Below are 24486 nucleotides of genomic sequence, written 5' to 3' on the forward strand. Positions count from 1 at the left end.
ATTTTAATTATGTCTAAAATGACTCCACCTGAAATTGTTAATGAATTAAATCGTTTTATTATTGGACAAGAAGATGCAAAACGTGCTGTAGCAATTGCTTTAAGAAATCGATGGCGTCGTATGCAATTAACAGAAGATTTACGTTATGAAATTACACCGAAAAACATTTTAATGATAGGTCCAACAGGAGTTGGAAAAACTGAAATTGCGCGTAGATTAGCTAAACTGGCAAATGCACCTTTTATAAAAGTGGAAGCTACTAAATTTACTGAAGTAGGTTATGTTGGTAAAGAAGTTGATTCTATTATTCGTGATTTAACTGATGCAGCAGTTAAAATGGTTAAAATACAAGCAATAGAAAAAAATAAATATAGAGCTGAAGAAATAGCAGAAGAACGAGTATTAGATGTATTAATTCCGCCTGTTAAAAATACTTGGGGAAAATCTGAAAGTAATTTAGAACCTTCGTTAGCGCGTCAAACTTTTAGAAAAAAACTACGTGAAGGTAAATTAGATGATAAAGAAATTGAAATTAATCTAGCTATTGCTCCTATGGGAATAGAAATTATGGCTCCTCCAGGAATGGAAGAAATGACCAATCAATTACAGTCAATGTTTCAAAATTTAGGAAGTCAAAAACAGAAAACAAGAAAATTAAAAATTAAAGATGCAATGAAATTATTAATTGAAGAAGAAGCAGCTAAGTTAATTAATTTAGAAGAATTAAAACATTCTGCAGTTGACGCTGTTGAACAAAACGGTATAGTTTTTATTGATGAAGTTGATAAAATTTGTAAAAACAGTGGGCAAACTGGTTTAGATGTATCAAGAGAAGGAGTGCAAAGGGATCTTTTACCTCTAGTCGAAGGATGTACAGTATCAACTAAGCACGGAATGGTTAAAACGGATCATATCCTATTTATTGCTTCTGGTGCATTTCAAGTTACAAGCCCATCTGATTTAATACCAGAACTACAAGGTCGTCTTCCTATTCGAGTAGAATTACAAGCATTAACTATTGATGATTTTGAACGAATTCTTACTGAACCTAACGCTTCTATAACTATGCAATATAAAGCACTAATGGCTACTGAAGGAGTAATAGTTGATTTTACAAAAAATGGTATTCGTCGTATTGCAGAATCTGCATGGAAAGTTAATGAAACAACTGAAAATATAGGAGCAAGACGATTACATACTGTTTTAGAAAAACTAATGGAAGATATTTCTTATAACGCTAATGAAAAAAAAGGAGAAAATATTAGTATTGATTTAGAATATGTGTCAAAACATTTAGATGAATTAGTTGATGATGAAGATTTAAGCAGATTTATTTTATAAAAAATTATATAAATATTATAAGATAACATCTTGCTCATAATTAGTATAAAATTTATAATTTTATTAAAATAAATATATAAGAAGAAAAAATATGACAGATTGGATTTCCGCAGAAGTTAAGAAAGTAATAAAGTGGAATAACTCACTATTTACTTTAATTATAAATGCACCTATATCTTTATTTATTGCAGGTCAATTTACAAAGTTATCATTAAAAATTAATAATAAATCTATACAACGTGCTTATTCTTATGTAAATGCACCTAATAACAAAAATTTAGAATTTTATCTAGTTTTAATTAAAAATGGTATTTTTAGTCCTTATTTATATCAAATGAAAAAAGGTGATAAAATTTTTATAAGTAAACATGCCAAAGGATCTTTTATAATAAATAATATACCACATTGCGATAACCTTTGGATGTTATCTACAGGAACAGCTATAGGTCCTTATTTGTCCATTTTACAAGATAAAAAAAACATGGATCGTTTTAAAAAAATTATTTTAGTTCATGCTGTGCGTTATTATGAAGATTTAAGTTATCTATCTTTAATGAAAAAAATAGAACAACAATACAAAAATAAATTACATATAAAAATTGTGACTAGCCGAGAAAAAATTAATAATACTTTATTTGGCCGTATTCCAGAACTAATAAAAAATAAAAAATTAGAAAACGCAATTCAGTTACCTATAGATAATACTAACAGTCATGTAATGATATGTGGTAATCCTCAAATGGTTTATGATACAAAAAAAGTTTTAGAACATGAAAAAAATATGATAATAAATTTAAAAAACAGATTAGGTCATATTACTACTGAACGGTATTGGTAAACTTTTAAGAAATTGAGTATATGTATTATTATATATAATATTTATAAGGAAAATCATGAATAAACCAATAATTATTGGTAATTGGAAGTTAAATGGAAGCAAGTATTCGATTCAAACATTTGTTAGAAATTTTTTTAAAGAATTATCAAATTTTAAAAAATGCAATATCATTATTGCACCACCAAATATATATTTAGATTTTTTCAAAAATATATTATTTAATAAAAATTTAATTAGTTTATGTGCACAAGATGTTGATTTTAATAATTACGGATCTTTTACTGGAGAAACTTCTCCTTTGATGTTAAAAGATATTGGTGTAAAATACGTCATTATTGGTCATTCAGAGCGTCGTTTTTATCATAAAGAAGATGACCAAGTTATCACTAAAAAATTTTCATCTTTAAAAAAAATTGGATTAATTCCTATTATTTGTATAGGTGAAACAAAAACAGAAAAACTACAAGATAAAACAATAGATGTTATCTGTTATAAACAATTAAATAGTATTATTGAAAAAATGGGTGTTGAATCTTTAAATGATTCAATAATTGCTTATGAACCTATTTGGGCTATAGGAACTGGAAAAGCTGCTAACCCAAATGAAGTACAAATAATACATGAATCTATTCGTCAATTTATTTTTAAAAAAAATAGCCAAACTGCAAAAAAAGTAAAGATTCTATATGGTGGCTCTATAAACGAAAAAAATGCTATAAAATTTTTCGAAAAACAAGATGTAGATGGATTATTAGTTGGTAATGCTGCATTAGAAACAAAAATATTTTCTAGAATAATTAATGAAATTTCTTATTACAATAAAAACAATAATTAATATTTTTTTTATAAAAAGGCTCCTAATAGAAGCCTTTTATTTAACTAATTTTTCCAATTAGTATGAAAGATTCCTTCTTTATCAATACGTCGATAAGTATGAGAACCAAAATAATCTCGTTGAGCTTGAATAAGATTTGCTGGAAGAAAGGATGCACGATAGCTATCGTAATATGTAATAGCAGAAGAAAATGTCGGTACAGGAATTCCATTTTTAATTGCGTTAGAAATAACATCTCTAGCATCTTTTTGATATTTACTAGAAATATCTCGAAAATAAGGAGTTAATAATAAATTTTTAATATCCTTACAGTTTTCGTAAGCTTCTATTATTTTTTCTAAAAACTGTGCTCGAATGATACAACCAGCTCTAAAAATTTTTGCTATATTTGCACAGTTTATGTTCCATTTATAATATTTAGAGGCAGTTCTCATTTGAGAAAACCCTTGTGCATATGCAATTATTTTACTAAAATAAAGAGATTTTCTTATTTTTTCAATATATTTAGTTTTATTGCCATAAAACTTATTTATACAAGGGCCATGTAAATTTTTAGCAGCAATCATTCGTTGATTTTTCATGGAAGATAAATAACGTGTAAATAAAGATTCCGCAATAATTGAAATAGGTTCTCCAAAATCTAAGGAATCTTGACAAGTCCATTTTCCTGTTCCTTTATTATCTGCTGAATCTATAATTAAATCTATTAGATAATGACCACATTCATCTTTTTTAACAACTATATTTTTTGTAATTTCTATAAGATAACTATTTAATTCTCCATTATTCCATTCATCAAAAACTAATGAAATTTCTTGATTATTCAATCTTAAAAAATTTTTTAATAGAAAATAAGCTTCAGCAATTAATTGCATATCAGCATATTCTATTCCATTATGAACCATTTTTACATAATGACCTGATCCGTTTGGTCCAATATAAGTAACACATGGTTCTGAACCTTTATATGCCGCTATTTTTTTAAAAATTGGTTCAACTAATTTATATGCTAATTTTTCTCCTCCTGGCATTATAGATGGACCTTTTAAAGCACCTTCTTCGCCTCCAGATATTCCTGTTCCTATAAAATGAAATTCTTTTTTAGATAATTCTTCATTACGAATTATAGTATGTTTATAAAATGTATTTCCACAATCTATTAAAATATCACCTTTATTTAAATAACATGTTAATTCTTTAATTGTTGAATCAGTTGCTTTTCCAGCTTTTACCATTATTAGAATAATTCTAGGTTTATTAAGAGATTCTACAAATTCTTTTAAAGAATAAAAAGGAAAAAGTTTTTTTCCATAATTTTTTTTAATTATATCTATTGTTTTCTCTTTTGAACGATTAAAAATAGACACTGTATATCCATTTCTTTCTATATTAATTGCTAAATTACGTCCCATAACAGCCATTCCTACTACACCTATTTGTTGTTTAAACATTTTTTCCTCTATTTTGAAAAATTAGTTTCTATATATTTTTATATTTGAAATGACTATGTATTTATTATTTTAATATTATAATTAGTTAATTTTAAAAAAAAAATTTTAAAATAAAATTTATGAATATAAAAAATATATATATTCTATATTAATGAATTTTTGTGTTATATTTATATAATTTAATTTTTCTGTTTTCAAAAAATATTTTTTTAGTAGAGAAAAATTTTTATTTTATATAATTAGTTAATTTCGTAATTTTTCTAGTAGTTTGTTAGAAACAAATATAATAAAATTAATTATATATAAATATTTTTTTAAAAAAAGTTACTCGAAATATTCTATATGCAAATTCCAGTACAATTTAAAGGTAGTAATTTTACTCTTTTTGTTATTTATTTAAATCGTTTAGAACCATCAATATTATATCAAGCAATTAAAAAAAAAATTAATCAAGCGCCCAGTTTTTTTAAAAACGCACCAGTAGTTATTAATATATCTAATGTAAATGATAATCAAATAAATTGGAAAGAAATTAAAAATGTTTTTATTTCTACAGGGTTACGTATTGTTGGAGTAAGCGGTTGTAAAAATTTACGTTTAAAAAATATGATCCTAGAAGGAGGTATAGCAATACTCAAAGAAGGAAAAGAGTCAATTATCAAAAAAAAAATTATATATAAAAATAAATCACATATTATTAATAATATTATTCGTTCTGGACAACAAATATACGCAAAACATGCTGATTTAGTTGTGACTACACACGTAAGTTTTGGAGCAGAATTAATAGCTGATGGTAACATACATATTTATGGTAATATGTATGGACGAGCTTTAGCTGGAGCTAATGGCGATCAAGAACGTCAAATTTTTTGCACTAACTTATCAGCTGAATTAGTTTCTATTGCTGGAAAATATTGGAGCATGGACGATATACCTATCGATTTTTTTGGAAAATCTGCACGCATCTTTTTAAAAAAAGATATACTTTCTATTCAACAATTAAACTGAATAATTAGGTAAAAAAAATTTATGACACGTATTATTGTTATTACGTCAGGTAAAGGAGGTGTAGGAAAAACTACTTCAAGTGCAGCTATTGCAACTGGTTTAGCACAAAAAGGTAAAAAAACCGTTGTAGTTGATTTTGATATTGGATTAAGAAATCTTGATTTAGTTATGGGTTGTGAAAGGCGTGTTGTTTACGATTTCGTTAATGTTATACAAGGAGATGCAAAATTAAATCAAGCATTAATTAAAGATAAACGTATAGAAAAACTTTATATTTTACCTGCTTCGCAAACTCGTGATAAAAGTTCATTGATTTGTCAAAATATTGAAAAAATTTTTAATGATTTAAAAAAAATGAAATTTGATTTTATTATTTGTGATTCACCTGCAGGTATTGAAAAAGGAGCTTTAATGGCATTTTATTTTGCGGATGAAGCAATCATAATTGCGAATCCGGAAATATCTTCTGTAAGAGATTCTGACCGTATGATCGGTATGATAAATTCTAAATCGTTCCGATCAATTAATGCATTAGAACCTGTAAAAGAACATCTATTACTAACTCGATACAACATTCAACACGTTCTTAAAGGAGATATGTTAAGCGTAAAAGATGTATCAGAAATATTGCATATCCCCTTAATTGGAGTTATCCCAGAAGATTCCTCAATTTTAAGGTCTTCTAATAAAGGTGATCCAGTGATACTTAATAGAGATTCTGAAGCTGGATTAGCTTATTCTGATACAGTTGATCGATTGCTTGGTAAAAAACTTCCATTACGTTTTATTAAAAAACAAAAAAAAGGATTTTTTAGAAGATTTTTTTTTGGGAACAAATATGATACTAATTAATTTTTTTTTATCCCGTAAAAAAAGCAATACTGCTGATATTGCAAAGAAAAGATTACAAAGCATAGTAACACAAAGAAAAAAAAACAATAAAGATTTCTTAAATTTTCTCCCTAGTTTTAAAAAAGACATTTTAAAAGCAATAAATCAATATGTTATAGTGGAGTCTCATAAAATTACATTTCAAATAGAAAAAAAAAAACAGAATAGCTGTATATTGAATTTCAATATAATTTTATTAGATAATAAAAAATAAAATACTCTCGTTATTTTATTTTAAAGAATTTTTTTAATAAAAAAATCAATATATGTACGTTTTAATCGATAAATTATTTTTTTTATTCTTACAGGATAACTGTCTATGTTTTCTATTTCCGAAAAGTGTTGTATTTTTTTTGTATATAATCGAAGCATGCTTAACTCTTTTTCACGTTTTTTAAAAACTTTTAATAATGGATCGTGAATCAATATGCCATTCTCTAAATCTAATTTCCAAGCACGAATATTAAGGTTGTTTCCAGTAATCAACATCCATTCTTTATCTATCCATAAACCTTTTGAATGAAAGCTATTTGATCCATTTTTCCAAACATAAATAGTTAGTTGATTATTATTTATATAAGATTGATAAGAAATCATAAAATTTCGAAGATTTATTTCATAAATATATGGAATAATGTTGATCATTTGAAAATCTTTTTCTGATTCAGCATAAAAATCGTTTGCTTGTTTATCACCAACAATAATTTCTACTTTTTTTCCTTGTTTTAATAAATTATTAACATAATTAGATAATTTTTTAGGAAAATTAAAGTAAGGAGTAGAAATAATTAATTTATTTCTTGTATGTTGTATTAATTGGGAAATAGTATTATTTAATAAACTTTTTTTTCCTAATCCCAATAAAGGTGTAACAGTTAGTTCATTATTTTTTCCATTGCTACAAAAATTATAAGAGGAATTACGTAAATAATGACGAAAATATCGTATTTTTTTTCTTACATTTTTTTTTTTTTTGTTAAATATTGATTCTTTATCAAAACGATTAAAATCTTTCATTTTTTTTGCACAAGATTTAATCCATTTTGACATACTATTAGCTAATAAGGTGTTTTTAATTAATTGATATCGATCATAGCGATATATTTTGTCTTCATGTAAATAAATATTATTAAAACTTGCACCAGTATATAATAAAGTATTATCGATAATAGATCCTTTGACATGAAAAATACCTAAAACTTCAATAAAATTTATAGGAATCCCATAAATAGGTATTTCAATATTAGAATTTTTTATTGCCATTTCTCTATACCAATAAGCATTGTTTTCGTGAGATTCTTTTCCAATTCTTCCTCTTTGAGCTCGATACCAATCTACTAAAATAATGATTTCGATATTTGGAAAATCATGTTTTTTTTTGTAAAGAGCATTAAGAATAGTTTGTCCGGCGGAATCATTTTCTAAAAATAAAGCCACAATATAGATTCTTTTTTTAGCTTTGTTAATCATTTTTAATAAAATTTTTTTAAATTTATATGCAGAGTAAATAATCAAAAAATCAGAAGAAGATTGTTTTATTTTTGGTAATGTTAATAAATTTATTTTATTTTGATTAAAATAAAATCTAGAAAGTATCACTTTTTATTTTCTCTTTGAAATAAGATTAATATGTTATTATAGTTTTTAATATGAAGATTATTTAGTTATATTATATATATACATATTTTTGATCAGGTTAAATATATCTACTAATAAAATATTGTTTTTTTTATTTGCTTATTAATATTAATGATTTTATTGATAACTAAAGAACTTGATAAAGTCTCTATAACAAAAAACTTTTTAAGTTTTATTAAAAAAAATTTTTAATAATATTTTTTGATATATTAGATAGTATTCATCTTTTTACAAGATCTAACTGAATTAACTTATTATTATCTTTTTTTTATCATTTTGTTAGATAAATATACAGAACATAAAAATATTTATAGTAATGTTATTGTAATTTTTAAAAAAATTAGTGATTTTATCTATAATTGTCAACAAAATAATAAATTTTCATAATTTCATTATGGCTAATTATATCTAGTATTAAATTAAATATTTTTTAAAAAAAATTTTAAATATTTATAATATTAAAAAATTAATAATTTAATGTTAAACAAAATATCAAATTATTAATTTCCTGAATTTATTGAATGTATTAATAAATTATTTGTTTTCATCTATAAAAAGTAATATGTTACTGATATAGTAAAAATTTAATGAAAAATACTATATAAGAATTTTATAAAAATAAATTTATTTTAAAAATTTTTAATGAATTAATTAGAATTGTTTACATTCTTCAAATATAATTTGTCTTATAAAAGAAATTAATTAATAAAAATCAGATTTTTTTCATAAATTTTAATATTCTATATTGTTATTTATATTAGCATTTTTCAATGAAAAATCTGTTAAATACTTACAGAATTTTTTATTTCTTCTTCTATTAGACCTAAAATAAAAAATAATTAATGAGGGGGGATATAAAAATAAATTATTCATATTTATCTCGTGTAATTTTATTTAAAGCAATTTTTATAAATTTATATTTTTTAAAATACGTTCATCTGAAAAATTTTTCATTTTTATGATTTTTTGATATTTTATTTTTAAGACTTTTACTAATTAAAATATTTGTTTTTTTAAAAACATTCCAAATTTTAAAATTATTAATGCAATCTTTTAAAAAGATTTATTTTATTGTTTATTAAAATACTAGATTCTTTTAACTCTCTTTAAGAACAAGAATTCTTTCATGTTATAACTTAAATATTTTTAATAAATTCATAAGTATTTGTAATATTTTAACCAAAAACATGGTTTTTTTTCAATTTTTATTTAATATATTGCATATTAATTATATTAACAAAGTTTTTTTAAAGTTTTTCTATAAAGATATATCGAATTAATAAAAATCATAACGTCTAGAGATTAGACACAATTAGTGAGTTCATTACGTTCTTTTAGAATTCCTGAGATGTCTATCTTATCTACAACAATATTGAATTTATTAACAAAAATTTTTAATTTTTTTTAATATATTTAACATTTTTTAATTATTTTTCAAAATATTGCTGATATTTTAATTGAGATATTAAAAAACTAATATATATTAATTAGTTTTTTTAAACTCATAATACTCCTCAATTCATTATTTCTTATACTAAACTTTATATCAAAGTTATTTTGTTGAATATCTACTTTGGTTTATTCTAAATAATATATAATTTTTAGAATTCATGATTTTTTTTTAAAATTTATTTTTATTAAATCAATTAATAGTTTTATATCTTTAGGTAGAGAGATTTTCCATTCCATTAGTTTTTTTGTAATTGGATGAATAAAACTTAGTATATCAGCATGCAAAGCTTGTCTCTTAAAGTTATTTGTTAAATGATTTAATATTTTTGAAAATTTTTTATTGAAAACTTTATGATTTCTTCCATAAACTGGATCACCAATAATTGGATGATTAACAGATGCCATATGTAAACGAATTTGATGTGTTCTTCCTGTTTGTAAAACTAATCTTAAACGAGTACAAAAATGAAAATTTTCAATGATACTATAATAAGTAACTGCTGATTTTCCCATAGGATGAATCATCATTTGAGTTCTTTTATAATAATGACGTTTTATCGGTTGATTAACTTTTCCGCTAACTATAACAGAATCTTTCACTATTGCTTGGTATTTACGTATAATTTTTCTTTTTTTTAAATCATTAATCAATATTGTTTGTGCAAGAATATTTTTTGCTATTACCATGAGTCCAGTTGTATCTTTATCAAGTCGATGAATAATGCCTGCACGTGGAACATGAATAAGTTTCGGAAAATGATATAGCAAAGCGTTTAAAAGAGTACCATCTTGATTTCCTGCTCCAGGATGAACAACTAAGTTTGGCGGTTTGTTAATTATAATTAGATCTTTATCTTCATAAACTATGTTTATACTAATATTTTGAGATTTATAATAATTATATTCTTCGACGTCTACTTTAACAAAAATAATATCATTTTTAAAAACTGTCTTTTTTGGCTTACTAATATTTTTATTATTGATTTGTACGAAATTTTTAATAATCCATTGTTTTATAAGAGAACGTGAATAATTATTCATTAATATATGTAGAATATGATCCAAACGTTTACCAGAATGTTCATGTAATACTTTAGTAGTAAATCTTATTTTTTTTATCATAAATTATAAACAATTTTTTAATACTTAATTCTATATTATTTAATATAAAGTGTTATTATAGACAGTTAAATTTATATAAGTTTTAATTTTACATCAATTTTTTTAAACATTAAATGTTATCTATGATCAAATTTATTAAATATTTCATTATTAGTCTTTTAAGTATAACAATAACTAATTGTGTTTATTCAAAAGAAGCAATAACGAATAAACAATTAATTGTTTGTCTAAATAAAAAAAAATTACACATAAAAAAAATAAACATTTCAGAATTAGAACAAATCAATCAAAATTATTTTCATCCTTGTTCCGATCAAATACAAATCAGTCTTATAAACGAATATTATAAAAAAAAAAATTTTTTTAAAGCACAACAATTAATTAAACAATTCATTCAATTTCATCAAGGACATAAAAATATTGATTACATTTTTTACATGAAAGGTTTAATTAATGTTTCATTAGATAATAACATTTTACATAAGTTATTTTTTTTAAAAAACTTTGAAACAGATCCAAAATATGCAAAACGTGCAGTTTTTTATTTTCATTATTTAATTACTAATTATCCATATAGTAATTATAAACCTATTGCAAAAAATTATTTACGTTTATTAGAATATAGGTTAGCAAGGCATGATTATGCTATTATAAATTTTTATTATAAACATAAAGAATATCGTTCAGTTATAAATCGTGTAAAAGAAATGATTAAAAAATATCCTAATATTAGATTAACAACATATGCGATTAAGTTAATGAAAAAATCATACGATAAACTTGAATTTAATTTAGAAATAAAAAAACATTAAAATATGATTGATTTTTGTTAATTATTAATATAAAAAACATTTTTAAAGTTTAACAAAAAACCTCCGATTTTTTGGAGGTTTTTTCTTTTTACATTGCAATGAGTAGTGATTATGAATAAATTTTTTCTTTTATATGATATCTTGCGAGTATTGTTTTTTTCTAAAAATATTATTGTTAATTATAAAAATTTTTTTAAAACATATATTTTATTTTCGATTAATAATTTTTTTTCTAAAAAATCTATTAATTTTTTTTCTAAAAAAAAAAATAATAAACTTCATCAACAAACTAAAAAAATAGCATTTCTTGGTCCAGAAGGAACTTATTCTCATTTAGTAACACGTCATTATATGAATTGTTTTAAAAACATTTCTTTTTCTGAAAAAAAATTTTTAAAATTTAAAGATATTTTTAAAAACGTAGAAGATGGTGAATCTGACTTCGGTATTGTCCCTTTAGAAAATACAAATTCCGGTTTAATTCACGATGTTTATCATTTATTAAGAAAAACAAAACTTTTTATTATCGCAGAAGTTAATATGTGTATTAATCATTGTATTTTAGTTTCACAGGATAGTGATTTAAATAATATCAAAAAAATTTATAGTCATCCTCAACCATTTAAACAATGCAGCAATTTTATTAAAAATTTTTCGCATTGGGAAATTAAATATACAGAAAGCACTGCAATTGCTATGAAAAAAATTAAATTAATAAACTCATCGAAAATAGCTGCAATTGGTAGTGAATATGGTGGAAAAATCTATAAACTTAAAGTTTTAAAACGTTTTTTAAACAACGATGTCAAAAATTTTACAAGATTTGTTGTACTTTCTCGTAATTCAGTTTCAGTACCCTATAAAATTTCTGCAAAAACAACTTTTATGTTTATTGCAGATTCAGAAAAACAAACTTTATTGAAGATATTTTTAATTTTTAAAAAATATAATATTATATTTCATATAATAGATTCAAGATTTATTCATAATAATCGGTTAAAAAAAATTTACTTCATAGATATAAAAAGTAATATGCATTCAAATTTAATGAAAAATATATTAGAAAAAATAAAAAACCTTGTGTATTTTATTAAAATATTAGGTTGTTATCCGAATACATCCATAGTAATTTAACAAAAAAATACTAAATGTTATCGTTTAATTGACCTAATATATCATCGCTTTTTTTAGAAAGTTTTTTTGCATAAGATTTAAACCATGTTTTAATTTTTTTAAAATAATCAATAAATTTTTCTTTATCTTTTTTTTCTAAAATAGTAATTAATTTTGATAAAATTTTATAATATCTTTTAATAAAAAAAATATTGTTACCTGAAGACATCATAATATCTGCATATAATTCTGGATTTTGATTAAAAAATCGTCCTATCATAGCGATTTCAATATGATAAATAGGTGATGATAAATCTAACATTTTTTTTAAATTTACATCTTCTTCTAAAAAATTTAATCCATAAGAAAAAGTGATAAAATAACGTAATATTTGAATAAAATTCATATAATAATCATGTTGAATAGCATTTACTACATATAATTTTACGCCCCAAATGCGCATTTGTTCTAAAAACCATTCATATTTTTCCGGATAACGACCATGACATACAATAATTAATTGTTTTACTAAGTTTTTACATTCAGGACCAAACATAGGATGTAATCCTAAAACAGGTCCTGAATGTACATTTAACATAACATTTAAAGGACGATGTTTAATAGATGTTAAATCAATTAAAATACAATCTTTAGGTAAAGATGATAATTTTAAAATAATTGGTTTTACTAAGAGAACAGGTATACTTACTATAACCATCATAGGGTTATTTAATATTTTTTTTGCATTATGCCAATCATTTTTTTCTAAGATATGAACTTTATAACCAGAAAGTTTTAGCATTTTATTAAATAATTGACCCATCTTTCCTAAACCGCCTATTATAATAATAGGTCGTAAATTCAAACAAATTTTTTTAAAACCTTCTTGGTTTTCATTGAAATAAGATTCACGCATGATTCTTTTTAAAAGATCTTTAACTAAACAAGAAGATACTCCATTTAATTTAGCTTCTTCGCATCGTGAAGATAACATCTTTTTTTCACGTATAGGATCATGAATTGACAAACCATGTTTTTTCTTAATTTTGCCAATTTCAGTTACTATTTTTAAGCGTTTAGTAATTAATTTAATAAATTTTTTATCTAAAACATCAATGTTTTTTCTTAATTTCTTTAATTCATCTAACATATTTTATGTTACCTATTTTAAAAAGCGTAAAGATAAAATATTTTTAACATTTTTGTAAATTTCATATAATAATTTTTCAGTTGTTTTCCAGTTAATACATGGATCTGTAATAGATATTCCATACTTCATTTTTTCAAATGGTTGCTCAGAAGATTGATTGCCTTCATGAATATGGCTTTCTAACATCAAACCAATAATGGAAGTGTTGCCATGATTTATTTGATTTACTATTGACTTTGCTACTTTTTTTTGTAAAAAAAAATTTTTATTTGAATTTCCATGACTACAATCTATCATAAGTTTTGGTATTAATCCTGATGATATCATTGCATGTTCACATTTTTTAATATCTTCTGGTTGATAATTAGGTGTTTTTCCTCCTCTTAAAATAATGTGGCAATCAGGATTACCATCTGTTTGTAATAATGATACTTGTCCTGATTGATTAATTCCAACAAATCGATGAGGCATAGCAGCTGCCCGCATAGCATTAATAGCTGTTTCTAAATTACCATCTGTACCATTTTTAAAACCAACTGGTGTAGAAAGACCAGAAGCCATTTCACGATGTGTTTGTGATTCCGTTGTTCGAGCTCCAATAGCTGACCAGCTAAAAAGATCTCCTAAATATTGAGGATTATTTGGATCTAATGTTTCTGTTGCTAAAGGTAAACCAAGATTAATAATATTGATTAATAATTTTCGTGCAATATGTAAACCTTTTTCCATATCAAAGGAATTATTAATAAATGGATCGTTTATTAAACCTTTCCAACCAACCGTTGTTCTTGGTTTTTCAAAATATGCTCTCATAACTACATAAATTTGATCTTTTAATTCATTTGCGATTCTTTTTAAAAGAAGTGCGTACTCTATTGCTGATTTAGGGTCATGAATAGAACATGGTCCACAGACTATTAATAAACGGTAATCATTTCCAGAAATTATATTTGAGATAGTTTTGCGTGAGTCTGAAATTTGGTTGATTTGATTTTTTGTTAATGGGAAATGCTTTTTTAGTTTTTTAGGAGTAATTAAAACTTGTTCTTTAGAGATATGAACATTATTTAACATGTCTTTTTTCATATTAATATGAATCCTTTTAAGTATTATTTATATTTAAAATTATGAAATTTTTTTTTATAAATAAAAAAAGAGCTGCCATAAAATGTCAGCTCATTATCTTGTGAATTATTTAATAAAATTTTTCTATAAAAAACTTTTTTAAAGAGTACGTTCTTTTATTCTAGCTGCCTTTCCGGTTCTATCACGTAAATAATATAATTTTGCCTTACGTACAGAACCTAAGCGTTTAATTTGAATATCTGCAATAATTGGAGAATGTGTTTGAAAAACTCTTTCAATGCCTTCTCCATGTGACATCTTACGAACAGTAAATGAAGAATTTAAACCAAATTTACGAATCGAAATAACTGTTCCTTCAAAGCTTTGTAACCGTTTTTTAGAGCCTTCCATAACCCATACTTTAACTTCTATAGTATCACCTGGACGAAAAATAGGAATATCTTTTTTTATTTGTTCTTGCTCAATTTTTTTTATAATAGAATTAATCATAGTTTTTATCTAAATAAAAGTGAATATAATAAAAATATTAAATGATGTTTGTTTATATTTTTTCAGAATCTTTTATTTCTTTTTGGAATTCATACAATAATTGTTCTTGTTCCGAATTTAGTTTATTTTTTAAAAGTTCTGGTTTTTTTGTCCATGTTCTACCTAAAGATTGCTTTCTTCTCCAATAATCAATTAATTTATGATTACCAGATAATAAGATTTTAGGAACTTCTAGATTATCAATTACTCGAGGTCTAGTGTAACATGGATAATCTAATAATCCTTGCGAAAAAGAATCATGTGTTGATTCTTCTCTTCTAAGTACACCTGGTATTAATCGAGCTATAGTATCGATTAATACCATTGCTGGTAATTCTCCTCCGCTTAAAACATAATCTCCAATTGACCATTCTTCATCAATATATTGTTGGCATAATCTTTCATCAATACCTCTATATCGCCCACAAATTAAAATCAATTTATTATATTGTAAAATATTCAAAACGTTTTTTTGAGTAAGTCTTGTTCCTTGAGGAGATAAATAAATTACTTTACTATTTTTTCCGATTACTTTTTTTGCTGATATAATAGATTTTTTTAATGGATCAAACATCATCACCATGCCTGGGCCACCGCCATATGGTCGATCATCTATAGTATGATGCAAATTTTTTGTATAAAAACGAGGATTCCAAAATTGTATATTAAGAAAACCATTTTTTATTGCTCGACTAGTTATGCCATATTTTGTAATTGATTGAAACATATCTGGAAATATACTAATAATACCAACCCATATTTTTTTTTTATTCATTATATTAGTAGGTTAGAAACTTGGATCCCAATCAATTTGAATAATTTTTTTTTTTAAATTAATTTTTTTTATAATTATTTTATAAATAAAAGGTACTAATCTTTTTTTTTTTAAAAAAAAATCATTTTTTTGAGAAGTAATCTCAAGAACATCATGTGATCCAGTTTCAATAATTTTATAAATTTTTCCCATATTATAGTTTTGTAAATTTATTACTTGACAACCTATGATATCTTTCCAGTAATATTCATTATCGTTTAATGAAACAATATCTTTTGAATCTACAAAAATTTTAACATTCGTTAAAATTTTAACATCTTCTGGATTGTTAAATCCTTTTATCTTTATAATGAAAAAATTGAGATAATTTTTCCATTGTTTTATTTGTATATTTTTCCATTTATTCTTATATTTAATAAACCAAGGTTTATAAAAAAATATATTTTTTTTTTTTCAGTCCAAGAACATAACTTTACCCATCCATAAATACCATAAGATGATTTTATTTCACCTAATGCAATAGGTTTTTTTGGATATAATTTAAAAATTTCTTTATTCATTTATTTAAATTGTTTTTTGTTAATTTTTTAATTAATGTTCGTACACGATTTGTCATATTTGCACCATTTTTTATCCAGTAGTTGACACGTTCTGTATCTATTTTTATGATTGTTTTTTCTTTAATTGATGCAATAGGATTAAAAAATCCTAAACGTTCAATAAAACGACCATTTCTAGAAAAACGATTATCAGCTATAACAATTTGATAAAATGGTTTTTTTTTTGCTCCATGACGTGCTAATCGAATAGTAATCATAACTTGACTCCATTTTTAAAATTTTAAAATAATTTATTTACTATCTTTTTAATTTACTCATAAAATTAAAGTTTTTTATTATTTTTTGAAATCCTCCTTTTTTAATCATTTTTTGTATTATTTCAAATTGTTTGATTAATTGATTAACGTCTTGTATTTTCAAACCTGAACCAGCTGCAATACGACATTTATTTGATCTTTTGATTATTTCTGGTTTTTTCCTTTCTTTTAGAGTCATTGAATTAATAATAGCTTCCATTTTAATAATTTGTCTATTATCTTCTTGCATAGAAGAAAATAAATTATTAACGCCTGGTATTTTTTTTATTAAACTATTAATATTTCCCATTTTTCTTATTTGTCTAATTTGTATAAGAAAATCATTGAAATTAAATTTATTGCCATCCTTAATTTTTTTTGCTAGTTTTTTTACCTGATTTTGATCAAATTTACTTTCAATTTCTTCAATCAATGAAACCACATCTCCCATACCTAAAATACGCGAAGCAATACGCTTAGGATGAAAAATTTCTATTTCATCAATATATTCGCCTGTTCCCATAAATTTAATAGGTTTTCCTGTGATTTGTTGTACAGAAAGAGCTGATCCTCCTCTTGCATCTCCATCAGTTTTATTAAGTACTATACCTGTAAAAGGTATTATTCTATTAAATTCTTTTGCTGTGTTAATTGCATCTTGTCCAGTCATTGCATCAAGAATAAATAAAGTTTCAATAGGTTTTAATACATTACTAATTTCTTTAATTTCAATCATCATGTCTTCATCTATTGATAAACGACCTGCAGTATCTACAATTAAAACATCATAAAATTGAATAATAGCTTTTTCTAAAGCTTTTTTAACAATATTAGTTGGTAATTGATTTTTATTAGAAGGAAAAAAATCTATTAAAGCTTTTTTTGATAAAATTTCTAGTTGTTGAATTGCAGCAGGACGATAAATATCGGTAGAAACAGTCAATATTTTTTTCTTTTGTTTTTTGAATAAAAAATGACCTAGTTTACTAACAAATGTTGTTTTACCAACTCCTTGTAATCCAACAACTAATATTATTGCAGGAGGTTTTGTTGATAAATTAAGTTCATTATTTGATCCCATAGTTTTTATTAGTTGATTATTAAAAAGTTTTATAAATTCTTGTCCTGGTGTTAAACTTTGATTTATTTTTTTTCCTATTATCTTTTTTTTAAAAGAACTAATAAAACTATGAACTACTGGTAAAGCAACATCAGCTTCTAATAATGCTATTCTTACTATACGTAAAGTTTCTTTGATATTTGCTTCAGTTAATCTCCCACGATTTTTAATATTACTTAAAGTTTTTGATAAACGATTAATTAGATTATCGAACATTTTTTTGAAAACCAAATTATATAATTTTTAAATTTTAAAAAACATCGTAGCAATTTATTTTCAGTTCATCAATTAAGTATTGTTTATATTAATAAATTTAAATAAATAAGCAGTTGATTGTTTATAAAAATATGAAAACTTTTACTTTTTGAAAAGTGCTACATGTTTTATATATAGATTGTTTTATAAGTATTTTATCTATATTGATTATCATGATATTTATCATAAATAATTAAAAATATTTAAAATATAATCTTATTATAATGAAAAAAAAATATATTGCTCTTTTTATTTTTTTATTACTGCTTGTACATATTTATTTCCAATTTAGATCTTGGTGTGATTGCTAAAGTCTTATTATTTAATGTAAAAATCCTTAAAATTATACAATTATATAAAAAAGAATTAGTTATTCGTTTTATGACGTTATTCGTTATGACTTGTTTTTTTTGATAAGTGAATATCATTTTTTTTTGATAAAAAAGTTAGAGATAATTATAACAAGTGATAGCTATTCTTATTATTTGTTTAAGACTTATAATAAATTTAGTTAAACACAGTATTTTCAGATATTATATAAATGCTGATAATAGTTTATCAGAATAAACGTTATTGTATATCATAGTCAACAATTGGTTTTATATTTCATAAAATATATATGATTTATCATTGTAAGTTTAACTGATATTAATATTGCAGAAATTTTAATTATAATATTTATTATTAATAAATTAGATCTAAACTAATATTTATAATAGGCGTAAAATTATAGTTATTGGAATAGAAATATTAAGTTTGATGTGTAATATAATGTAAGTATAAACTTTATTCTTCTTAAACATTTTTCTAAAATAATGTTATTGACATTTTTGTCAAGATTTATTATGAGTACCGTATCTTTAATTTAAAAGCTATGTTCTGGAATTTATCTTTGAATAAGGATGTAGTTTTATAACAGTGATTTCTAATACCATAAAATATTTGGTAATAAATATCACTTATGATTTCTATTTTTTTATTTAGTATATTAGTTTTGTTCAAGGAAGATAACAGAAAAATTTATTAATATTTTTATGTTTTTATTAGCGAATACTTTTTTGCATTTTTAGTATTCATATTTATTTAAAAATAAAAAATATATCTCTATAAAGATTAAGAAAAAATTATAGCAGATAAAAAATTAAGAGATATTTGATATCATAATCTATAATATTTTATATTTTTTTTTAATTTTCGTTAATATATGAAAAATATAACATCTATAAATTTAGGTATTTTTTTGCTTTTTGAAATCTTTCTTTATAAATTTTTTGCATTCTTACTACTTGATAAAGATATTTTCGAGATACTAAAGATGGATGATCATTTATTAATATAGAATAAATTTGAGAAGGTTTCATTTTATTAATCATTAACATTGTTTTATTTTTATCCTCTGAAAATATATGAAATACACCATTTAGACCACCATTATAAGCTATAATAAGTATATAGAGACGAGCAAGAGGGTTAACAATATTATTTAAATACGTGTTTTGCAATAAAGATAGATATGCTATTCCAATATTGACATTATTTTTAGGATTTAATAAATAACTCTTACTAGGATATCCTAGCTTTCCTTGCATTCTGAAGACATCTCTCCCAGCAGTAGTCTGCATAATTTGCATTAAACCTAACGCTTCAGAATTACTAATAGCATATGGATTAAAATTAGATTCTATTTTAATTATAGCTAAAACTAAAGAAATATCTATATTATACTTTTCAGAAATTTTTTTTATTAAGTAAAAATATTTATCTGAACGTTGATCAATATATTTAGCAAGTATTGAGTTTTTTTTGATTTTTAAATAAAAGTAATTATATGATTTTTTTACTAAAATTATAGGATCTTTATAAAAAATTAACATTTTTTTATAAATTTCTTTGTTTTTTAAAATTTTTATTTTTTTTTGTATATTATTATTTATTTTTTTTACAAAAGCTTTTTTATCGCTAATGAAAAAAGTAACTATATTTTTTTTTAATTTAGATAAAGTTTTTTTTTTAGAAAATTTTTAATAAATAATTTATTTTTTTCAAAAACTATATAATTATTAATTCTATTTTTTTTTTTTTGTAAAAAATAATATGATTGAATATTTAGATTGTAATGCTTATTACATATATTTTTAAAAAAAATATCAGGATTTATTATCAAATGTTCTTGAGATATACTTTTTATCCACTGGTTGTTTATTTTTTCTTTTGAAAAGAAAGAAAGAAAAAAAAATAAATAGATTTTTATTAAAAAATATATAGCAACATTTATATTCATGTTCAGCATTATTCTTATTTATTTTAAATAATATATTATTTTCCGAAAAAAAAATTTAACATATGTTTTTCTAATTTTTTTCTATCTTGTAAAATTGTCATGTTTAATTTTTGTTCATTAATTATTTTTGTTTGTTTTTTTAACCATATTTCCCAAGCTTCTTGAGAAATTTCTTCATAAAGACGTTTACCTATTTTATTAGAAAAAATTTGGTAATTTTGTTTAGGAGCATATTTTTTTAAATATTTACAATAAATAAGATTATTATTCATAGTTTTCATTTTTTGATTAAACAAACATAGTTTTTATATAGTAATACTACTAAACAATAATGTCATTTAATAATTTTTTTACTGGTATAGATAAACCTACTTTTTGAGGTTTGGTTAAATTATACCAAATACCATCGTTTTCATGAAAAATATTTTTTTTTATGTTAGATATATTAGTAACAATAGGAACAATTTTCAATGAAAAATGACTAAAAACATGTAAAAAAGATTTCAGTATTTTAATTTTATCATCAGAACTAAAATGTTTTAACCAACTTTTAAGTTTTTTTTGTGATTCAAACTGTGGAAAACAAAAAAGATTAGGCCAAATTCCTGAAGAACATCTTTTTTCTAACCATATTTTTTTTTTGTTTATTATTAATAAAAAAAACCAAATTTTATTTTTTATTATTTTTTTCGTTAATTTTTTTTTAGAAGAATCTATAAAAACGCCATTTTTATAAGACATACATTTTTTTTTAACTGGACAATAAATACATTTTGGATGATGACTTGTACAAATCAGTGATCCAATGTCCATCATTGCTTGATTAAATTTATCACTATTTATAGCTGGAGTTAATTTTTCAATAATTTTCCAAAAAAGTCTATTCTTTTCTCCAACAGCTTTTGAAATATTATAATAACGCGATAACACTCTTTTGACATTTCCATCTAAAACAGAAAATTTTTTTTGCATAGAAAAAGATAAAATAGCATGTGCTGTAGAACGACCTATTCCTGGTAATTGTATCAGTTGTTCAAATTTTGATGGAAATTTTTTTTTAAATTTTTGTACTATTAACTTTGCAGATTTATATAAATTATCAGCTCTTTTATAATACCCTAAACCACTCCATAAAAATAATACTTCATCAAGTGATGCATTAGATAAATGATAAATTGTAGGAAAATTTTTCATAAAACGATAAAAATATGGTATAACAGTTTTTACTTGTGTTTGTTGTAACATAATCTCAGAAATCCATATTTTATATGGATCTTTATTTATTTGCCAAGGTAAATTTTTTCTTCCGAATTTATTAAACCAATTTAGAATAAATTCAGAAAATTTTATATCAGTATACATAGTCAAAATTAATTTTATATTTTATTAAAACATTAAGTATAAATTAATTTTTTAATAAAATATAAAATTAATATTAATTATTTTAATTCATTTTCTCTGATAATCATGCTTAAAAAAAATATAAAACAAAAATGTAAAAAAATAGTTCTTTCAAAAAGAAGCATACGTAGTTTTGTTATAAGAAATAAATATTTAAATAATAAACAACAAACAGCAATTGATTTATATTGGGATAAAACAATTATTTTATTTCAAAATAACTATCTAAACTTTGTAGAATTATTTTCAAAAAAAGCTCCTGTAATTTTAGAAATTGGTTTTGGAAACGGAACTTCGCTAATAGATATGGCAAAAAAAAACTCTCATATTAATTTTTTAGGAATTGAGGTATATTTACCTGGTATAGGAAATTGCCTTCATGCAATTTGTCAAGAAAAAGTTAAAAATTTAAAAATAATTTATCATGATGCAATAGAAGTAATAGAAAAAATGATTCCTAATAATTCTTTACATTGCGTACAACTTTTTTTTCCAGATCCCTGGAAAAAAAAATCCCATAAAAAAAGAAGAATATTGCAAAGAAGTTTTATAAATATAGTATTAAAAAAATTGGAGATTAACGGTAAAATTCATGTTATTACAGATTTTGATGAATATGCTGAATTTATATTGAATATTTTTGACGAATTGAAAGATTATAAAATTTATTCCACAAATAATTTATATAATATTTTAAATGAAAAAGTTAATACTAAATTCTCTGAAAGAGCACAAAAATTAAACTATTATATTTCAAATATTATTTTAAAAAAAATATAAAAATTTTGTTTATATGGCTAAATATTTATTTTTAATTTTTATTTATAAAATATGTTAAAATATATATATCAAAATTTATATATTAGTAAATTTTTTATAATTAAATTACATGTATAGTTTAAAAAAATTATTAATAAAAATAATGAATTTTATAAAAATGTTAGATAAAATTTTACTAGCTATGTTAAGCAAAATTAATCCTGAAATAGCCCAAAAAATAATTTTTAAACAACTAAAAATCATAAATAACAGTATATTTCATAATTTTTTTTTTCAAAAACTACCTGATATTCCAATACAATGTATGGGTTTGAATTTTAAAAACCCCGTGGGTTTAGCTGCTGGTTTAGATAAAAATGCAGAATTTATTGATGTTTTTGATGCTATGGGGTTTGGTTTTATAGAGGTAGGTACTGTAACACCTATAGCACAATTTGGTAATTTAAAACCCAGAATTTTTCATTTAAGAAAAGTACAGGGTATCATTAATAGAATGGGTTTTAATAATCTAGGAGTGGATAATTTAGTTCAAAATATAAAAAAAACAAAATTTTCAGGAGTTTTAGGTATTAATGTTGGCAAAAATAAGGATACAAAAATAGAAGATGGAAAAAATGATTTTATTTTATGCATAAAAAAAGTATATAAATATGCTAGCTATATCGTCATTAACATTTCTTCTCCTAATACAGAAAATTTACGTAGAATGCAACACGGTCAATTACTGGATGATCTTCTATTTTCAATAAAAAATCAACAAAAAAAACTTGTCATAAAGCATAATAAATATGTACCATTTCTGGTAAAAATTGAACCTGATTTAGATCACAATGATATTGTGAACGTTGCTGATAATTTATTACATCATAAAATAGATGGAATAATAGCTACAAATACAACTATTGATCGTTTTTTAGTGAATGGAGTAAAAAATAGTCAAGAACATGGTGGGCTTAGTGGAAGACCATTACAATGGTATAGTAATAGAACAATTCAAATTTTATCAAAAAAATTAAAAGGAAAAATACCAATTATTGGGGTCGGAGGAATTAATTCGTTAATTTCGGCTAAAGAAAAAATTAAGTGTGGTGCATCTTTAATACAACTATATTCTGGATTAATTTATAAAGGCTCTCGTTTATTAAAGGATATATTAAATTTTTTTTAAATGACTTTTTTAGATTGAAATAAAGAAGTATTTTTAAATAAACCAACTTTTAAATCTTTAGTAGTATAAATTAAATTTTTATCTACAAATACTTCTCCGTCAGCTATTCCCATAATTAATGCTCGATTAATTACTCGTTTAAAATGCACTTGATAAGTTACTTTTTTAGAACTCGGTAAAATTTGTCCAATAAATTTTACTTGTCCTACTCCTAAAGCACGACCTTTTCCTTTTGATCCTAACCAACCAAGAAAAAATCCAACTAATTGCCACATTGCATCCAAACCTAAACATCCTGGCATTACTGGATCATCAATAAAATGACAAGAAAAAAACCATAATTTTAAGTTTATATCAAGTTCTGCTTCTATAAAACCTTTATCATATTTTCCACCATTCTCCATTATTTTTGTAATTCGATCTATCATTAACATTCTTCCTGAAGGGAGAGGAGGACTATTTTCCCCAAAAAGTTTTTTATAACCAGCAGAAACTAAATCTTCTTTTTTATAAGAAGAACGTTTAATAAACATATTTCTATAAACCTTTATCTATTCAAAAACGTTTCATACATTTTTTATA

Annotated in this window: 25 protein-coding genes; 10 read left to right on the top strand and 15 right to left on the bottom strand. The window is 22.9% G+C overall.

What is annotated here, in order from left to right; genetic code table 11:
- Positions 1–9: 9 nt before the first annotated feature.
- The 3 genes from hslU (at position 10) to tpiA (ending at position 3014) form a co-directional block, all read left to right on the top strand.
- Positions 10–1341 carry an HslU--HslV peptidase ATPase subunit gene (gene hslU / locus TGUWTKB_RS02090; protein ID WP_041063101.1) on the top strand — a complete coding sequence of 444 codons (1332 nt, stop codon included), beginning with the start codon at positions 10–12 and terminating at the stop codon, positions 1339–1341.
- A 91-nt stretch (positions 1342–1432) separates the two neighbouring features.
- Entirely contained in the window at positions 1433–2179 is a 747-nt protein-coding gene (locus TGUWTKB_RS02095) for a ferredoxin--NADP(+) reductase (RefSeq protein ID WP_041063104.1), read from the top strand.
- Positions 2180–2234: 55 nt separating this feature from the next.
- Positions 2235–3014: a triose-phosphate isomerase gene (gene tpiA, locus TGUWTKB_RS02100; RefSeq protein WP_041063106.1), complete on the top strand. Its 780-nt coding sequence runs from the start codon at positions 2235–2237 to the stop codon at positions 3012–3014.
- Positions 3015–3058: 44 nt separating this feature from the next.
- Here tpiA and gndA read toward each other — a convergent pair whose 3' ends face one another.
- Positions 3059–4465: an NADP-dependent phosphogluconate dehydrogenase gene (gene gndA, locus TGUWTKB_RS02105; protein ID WP_041063108.1), complete on the bottom strand. Its 1407-nt coding sequence runs from the start codon at positions 4463–4465 to the stop codon at positions 3059–3061.
- 342 nt (positions 4466–4807) lie between these two features.
- Here gndA and minC point away from each other — a divergent pair, with 342 nt between their 5' ends.
- The 3 genes from minC to minE are packed head-to-tail and all read left to right on the top strand — an operon-like array spanning position 4808 to position 6581.
- The gene (gene minC / locus TGUWTKB_RS02110; protein ID WP_041063111.1) at positions 4808–5476 is read left to right on the top strand and encodes a septum site-determining protein MinC; all 669 of its coding nucleotides are present in this window, start codon (positions 4808–4810) and stop codon (positions 5474–5476) included.
- Positions 5477–5497: 21 nt separating this feature from the next.
- The gene (gene minD / locus TGUWTKB_RS02115; RefSeq protein ID WP_041063114.1) at positions 5498–6328 is read left to right on the top strand and encodes a septum site-determining protein MinD; all 831 of its coding nucleotides are present in this window, start codon (positions 5498–5500) and stop codon (positions 6326–6328) included.
- Positions 6315–6581, top strand: a complete 267-nt coding sequence (gene minE / locus TGUWTKB_RS02120) for a cell division topological specificity factor MinE (protein WP_041063116.1) — start codon at positions 6315–6317, stop codon at positions 6579–6581. The genes minD and minE overlap by 14 nt, the downstream gene beginning before the upstream one ends.
- Positions 6582–6601: 20 nt before the next feature.
- Here the strand turns inward: minE and pssA are convergent, their stop codons facing one another.
- Positions 6602–7963, bottom strand: a complete 1362-nt coding sequence (pssA, locus tag TGUWTKB_RS02125; RefSeq protein ID WP_041063601.1) for a CDP-diacylglycerol--serine O-phosphatidyltransferase — start codon at positions 7961–7963, stop codon at positions 6602–6604.
- 1650 nt (positions 7964–9613) lie between these two features.
- On the bottom strand, positions 9614–10579 hold the full coding sequence (gene rluD, locus TGUWTKB_RS02130; protein WP_041063119.1) for a 23S rRNA pseudouridine(1911/1915/1917) synthase RluD: 966 nt from the start codon (positions 10577–10579) through the stop codon (positions 9614–9616).
- 122 nt (positions 10580–10701) lie between these two features.
- Here rluD and bamD point away from each other — a divergent pair, with 122 nt between their 5' ends.
- Positions 10702–11391: an outer membrane protein assembly factor BamD gene (bamD, locus tag TGUWTKB_RS02135; protein ID WP_052459557.1), complete on the top strand. Its 690-nt coding sequence runs from the start codon at positions 10702–10704 to the stop codon at positions 11389–11391.
- 111 nt (positions 11392–11502) lie between these two features.
- Complete coding sequence (locus tag TGUWTKB_RS02140) at positions 11503–12525, top strand: prephenate dehydratase domain-containing protein (RefSeq protein WP_052459558.1); 1023 nt, start codon at positions 11503–11505, stop codon at positions 12523–12525.
- Between the two features lie 10 nt (positions 12526–12535).
- Here the strand turns inward: TGUWTKB_RS02140 and tyrA are convergent, their stop codons facing one another.
- From tyrA to mutY, 11 genes are all read right to left on the bottom strand, one after another.
- Positions 12536–13654, bottom strand: a complete 1119-nt coding sequence (gene tyrA, locus TGUWTKB_RS02145) for a bifunctional chorismate mutase/prephenate dehydrogenase (RefSeq protein ID WP_041063122.1) — start codon at positions 13652–13654, stop codon at positions 12536–12538.
- 12 nt (positions 13655–13666) lie between these two features.
- Positions 13667–14740, bottom strand: coding sequence for a 3-deoxy-7-phosphoheptulonate synthase (locus TGUWTKB_RS02150; protein ID WP_041063125.1), 1074 nt, complete (start codon positions 14738–14740; stop codon positions 13667–13669).
- Positions 14741–14878: 138 nt separating this feature from the next.
- Positions 14879–15226, bottom strand: a complete 348-nt coding sequence (gene rplS, locus TGUWTKB_RS02155; protein ID WP_041063607.1) for a 50S ribosomal protein L19 — start codon at positions 15224–15226, stop codon at positions 14879–14881.
- A gap of 55 nt (positions 15227–15281) precedes the next feature.
- Positions 15282–16028, bottom strand: a complete 747-nt coding sequence (gene trmD / locus TGUWTKB_RS02160) for a tRNA (guanosine(37)-N1)-methyltransferase TrmD (protein WP_041063609.1) — start codon at positions 16026–16028, stop codon at positions 15282–15284.
- 27 nt (positions 16029–16055) lie between these two features.
- Entirely contained in the window at positions 16056–16484 is a 429-nt protein-coding gene (gene rimM, locus TGUWTKB_RS03365; RefSeq protein WP_082018169.1) for a ribosome maturation factor RimM, read from the bottom strand.
- Positions 16424–16603, bottom strand: coding sequence for a hypothetical protein (locus TGUWTKB_RS03395; protein WP_052459560.1), 180 nt, complete (start codon positions 16601–16603; stop codon positions 16424–16426). The genes rimM and TGUWTKB_RS03395 overlap by 61 nt, the downstream gene beginning before the upstream one ends.
- A complete protein-coding gene (rpsP, locus tag TGUWTKB_RS02170; protein WP_041063128.1) occupies positions 16600–16860 on the bottom strand; it encodes a 30S ribosomal protein S16 in 261 nt (86 codons plus the stop codon). Before rpsP ends, TGUWTKB_RS03395 begins: the two co-directional genes overlap by 4 nt.
- A 40-nt stretch (positions 16861–16900) precedes the next feature.
- Positions 16901–18235: a signal recognition particle protein gene (gene ffh / locus TGUWTKB_RS02175; protein WP_041063131.1), complete on the bottom strand. Its 1335-nt coding sequence runs from the start codon at positions 18233–18235 to the stop codon at positions 16901–16903.
- Positions 18236–19494: 1259 nt separating this feature from the next.
- A complete protein-coding gene (locus TGUWTKB_RS02180) occupies positions 19495–20148 on the bottom strand; it encodes a transglycosylase SLT domain-containing protein (RefSeq protein WP_052459561.1) in 654 nt (217 codons plus the stop codon).
- 442 nt (positions 20149–20590) lie between these two features.
- Positions 20591–20827: an oxidative damage protection protein gene (locus TGUWTKB_RS02190; protein ID WP_041063137.1), complete on the bottom strand. Its 237-nt coding sequence runs from the start codon at positions 20825–20827 to the stop codon at positions 20591–20593.
- Between the two features lie 49 nt (positions 20828–20876).
- Complete coding sequence (mutY, locus tag TGUWTKB_RS02195) at positions 20877–21917, bottom strand: A/G-specific adenine glycosylase (protein ID WP_041063140.1); 1041 nt, start codon at positions 21915–21917, stop codon at positions 20877–20879.
- Between the two features lie 105 nt (positions 21918–22022).
- Here mutY and trmB point away from each other — a divergent pair, with 105 nt between their 5' ends.
- Both trmB and pyrD read left to right on the top strand, forming a co-directional pair.
- Positions 22023–22736, top strand: coding sequence for a tRNA (guanosine(46)-N7)-methyltransferase TrmB (gene trmB, locus TGUWTKB_RS02200; RefSeq protein ID WP_052459563.1), 714 nt, complete (start codon positions 22023–22025; stop codon positions 22734–22736).
- Positions 22737–22893: 157 nt separating this feature from the next.
- A complete protein-coding gene (gene pyrD / locus TGUWTKB_RS02205) occupies positions 22894–23904 on the top strand; it encodes a quinone-dependent dihydroorotate dehydrogenase (protein WP_041063619.1) in 1011 nt (336 codons plus the stop codon).
- On the opposite strand, the gene fabA is transcribed toward pyrD, so the two are convergent.
- Complete coding sequence (gene fabA / locus TGUWTKB_RS02210; protein WP_041063142.1) at positions 23901–24437, bottom strand: bifunctional 3-hydroxydecanoyl-ACP dehydratase/trans-2-decenoyl-ACP isomerase; 537 nt, start codon at positions 24435–24437, stop codon at positions 23901–23903. The two genes, pyrD and fabA, sit on opposite strands and share 4 nt — an antisense overlap.
- Positions 24438–24486: the final 49 nt, after the last annotated feature.

The organism is Candidatus Tachikawaea gelatinosa (assembly GCF_000828815.1).
Taxonomy (GTDB): Bacteria; Pseudomonadota; Gammaproteobacteria; order Enterobacterales; family Enterobacteriaceae; genus Tachikawaea; species Tachikawaea gelatinosa.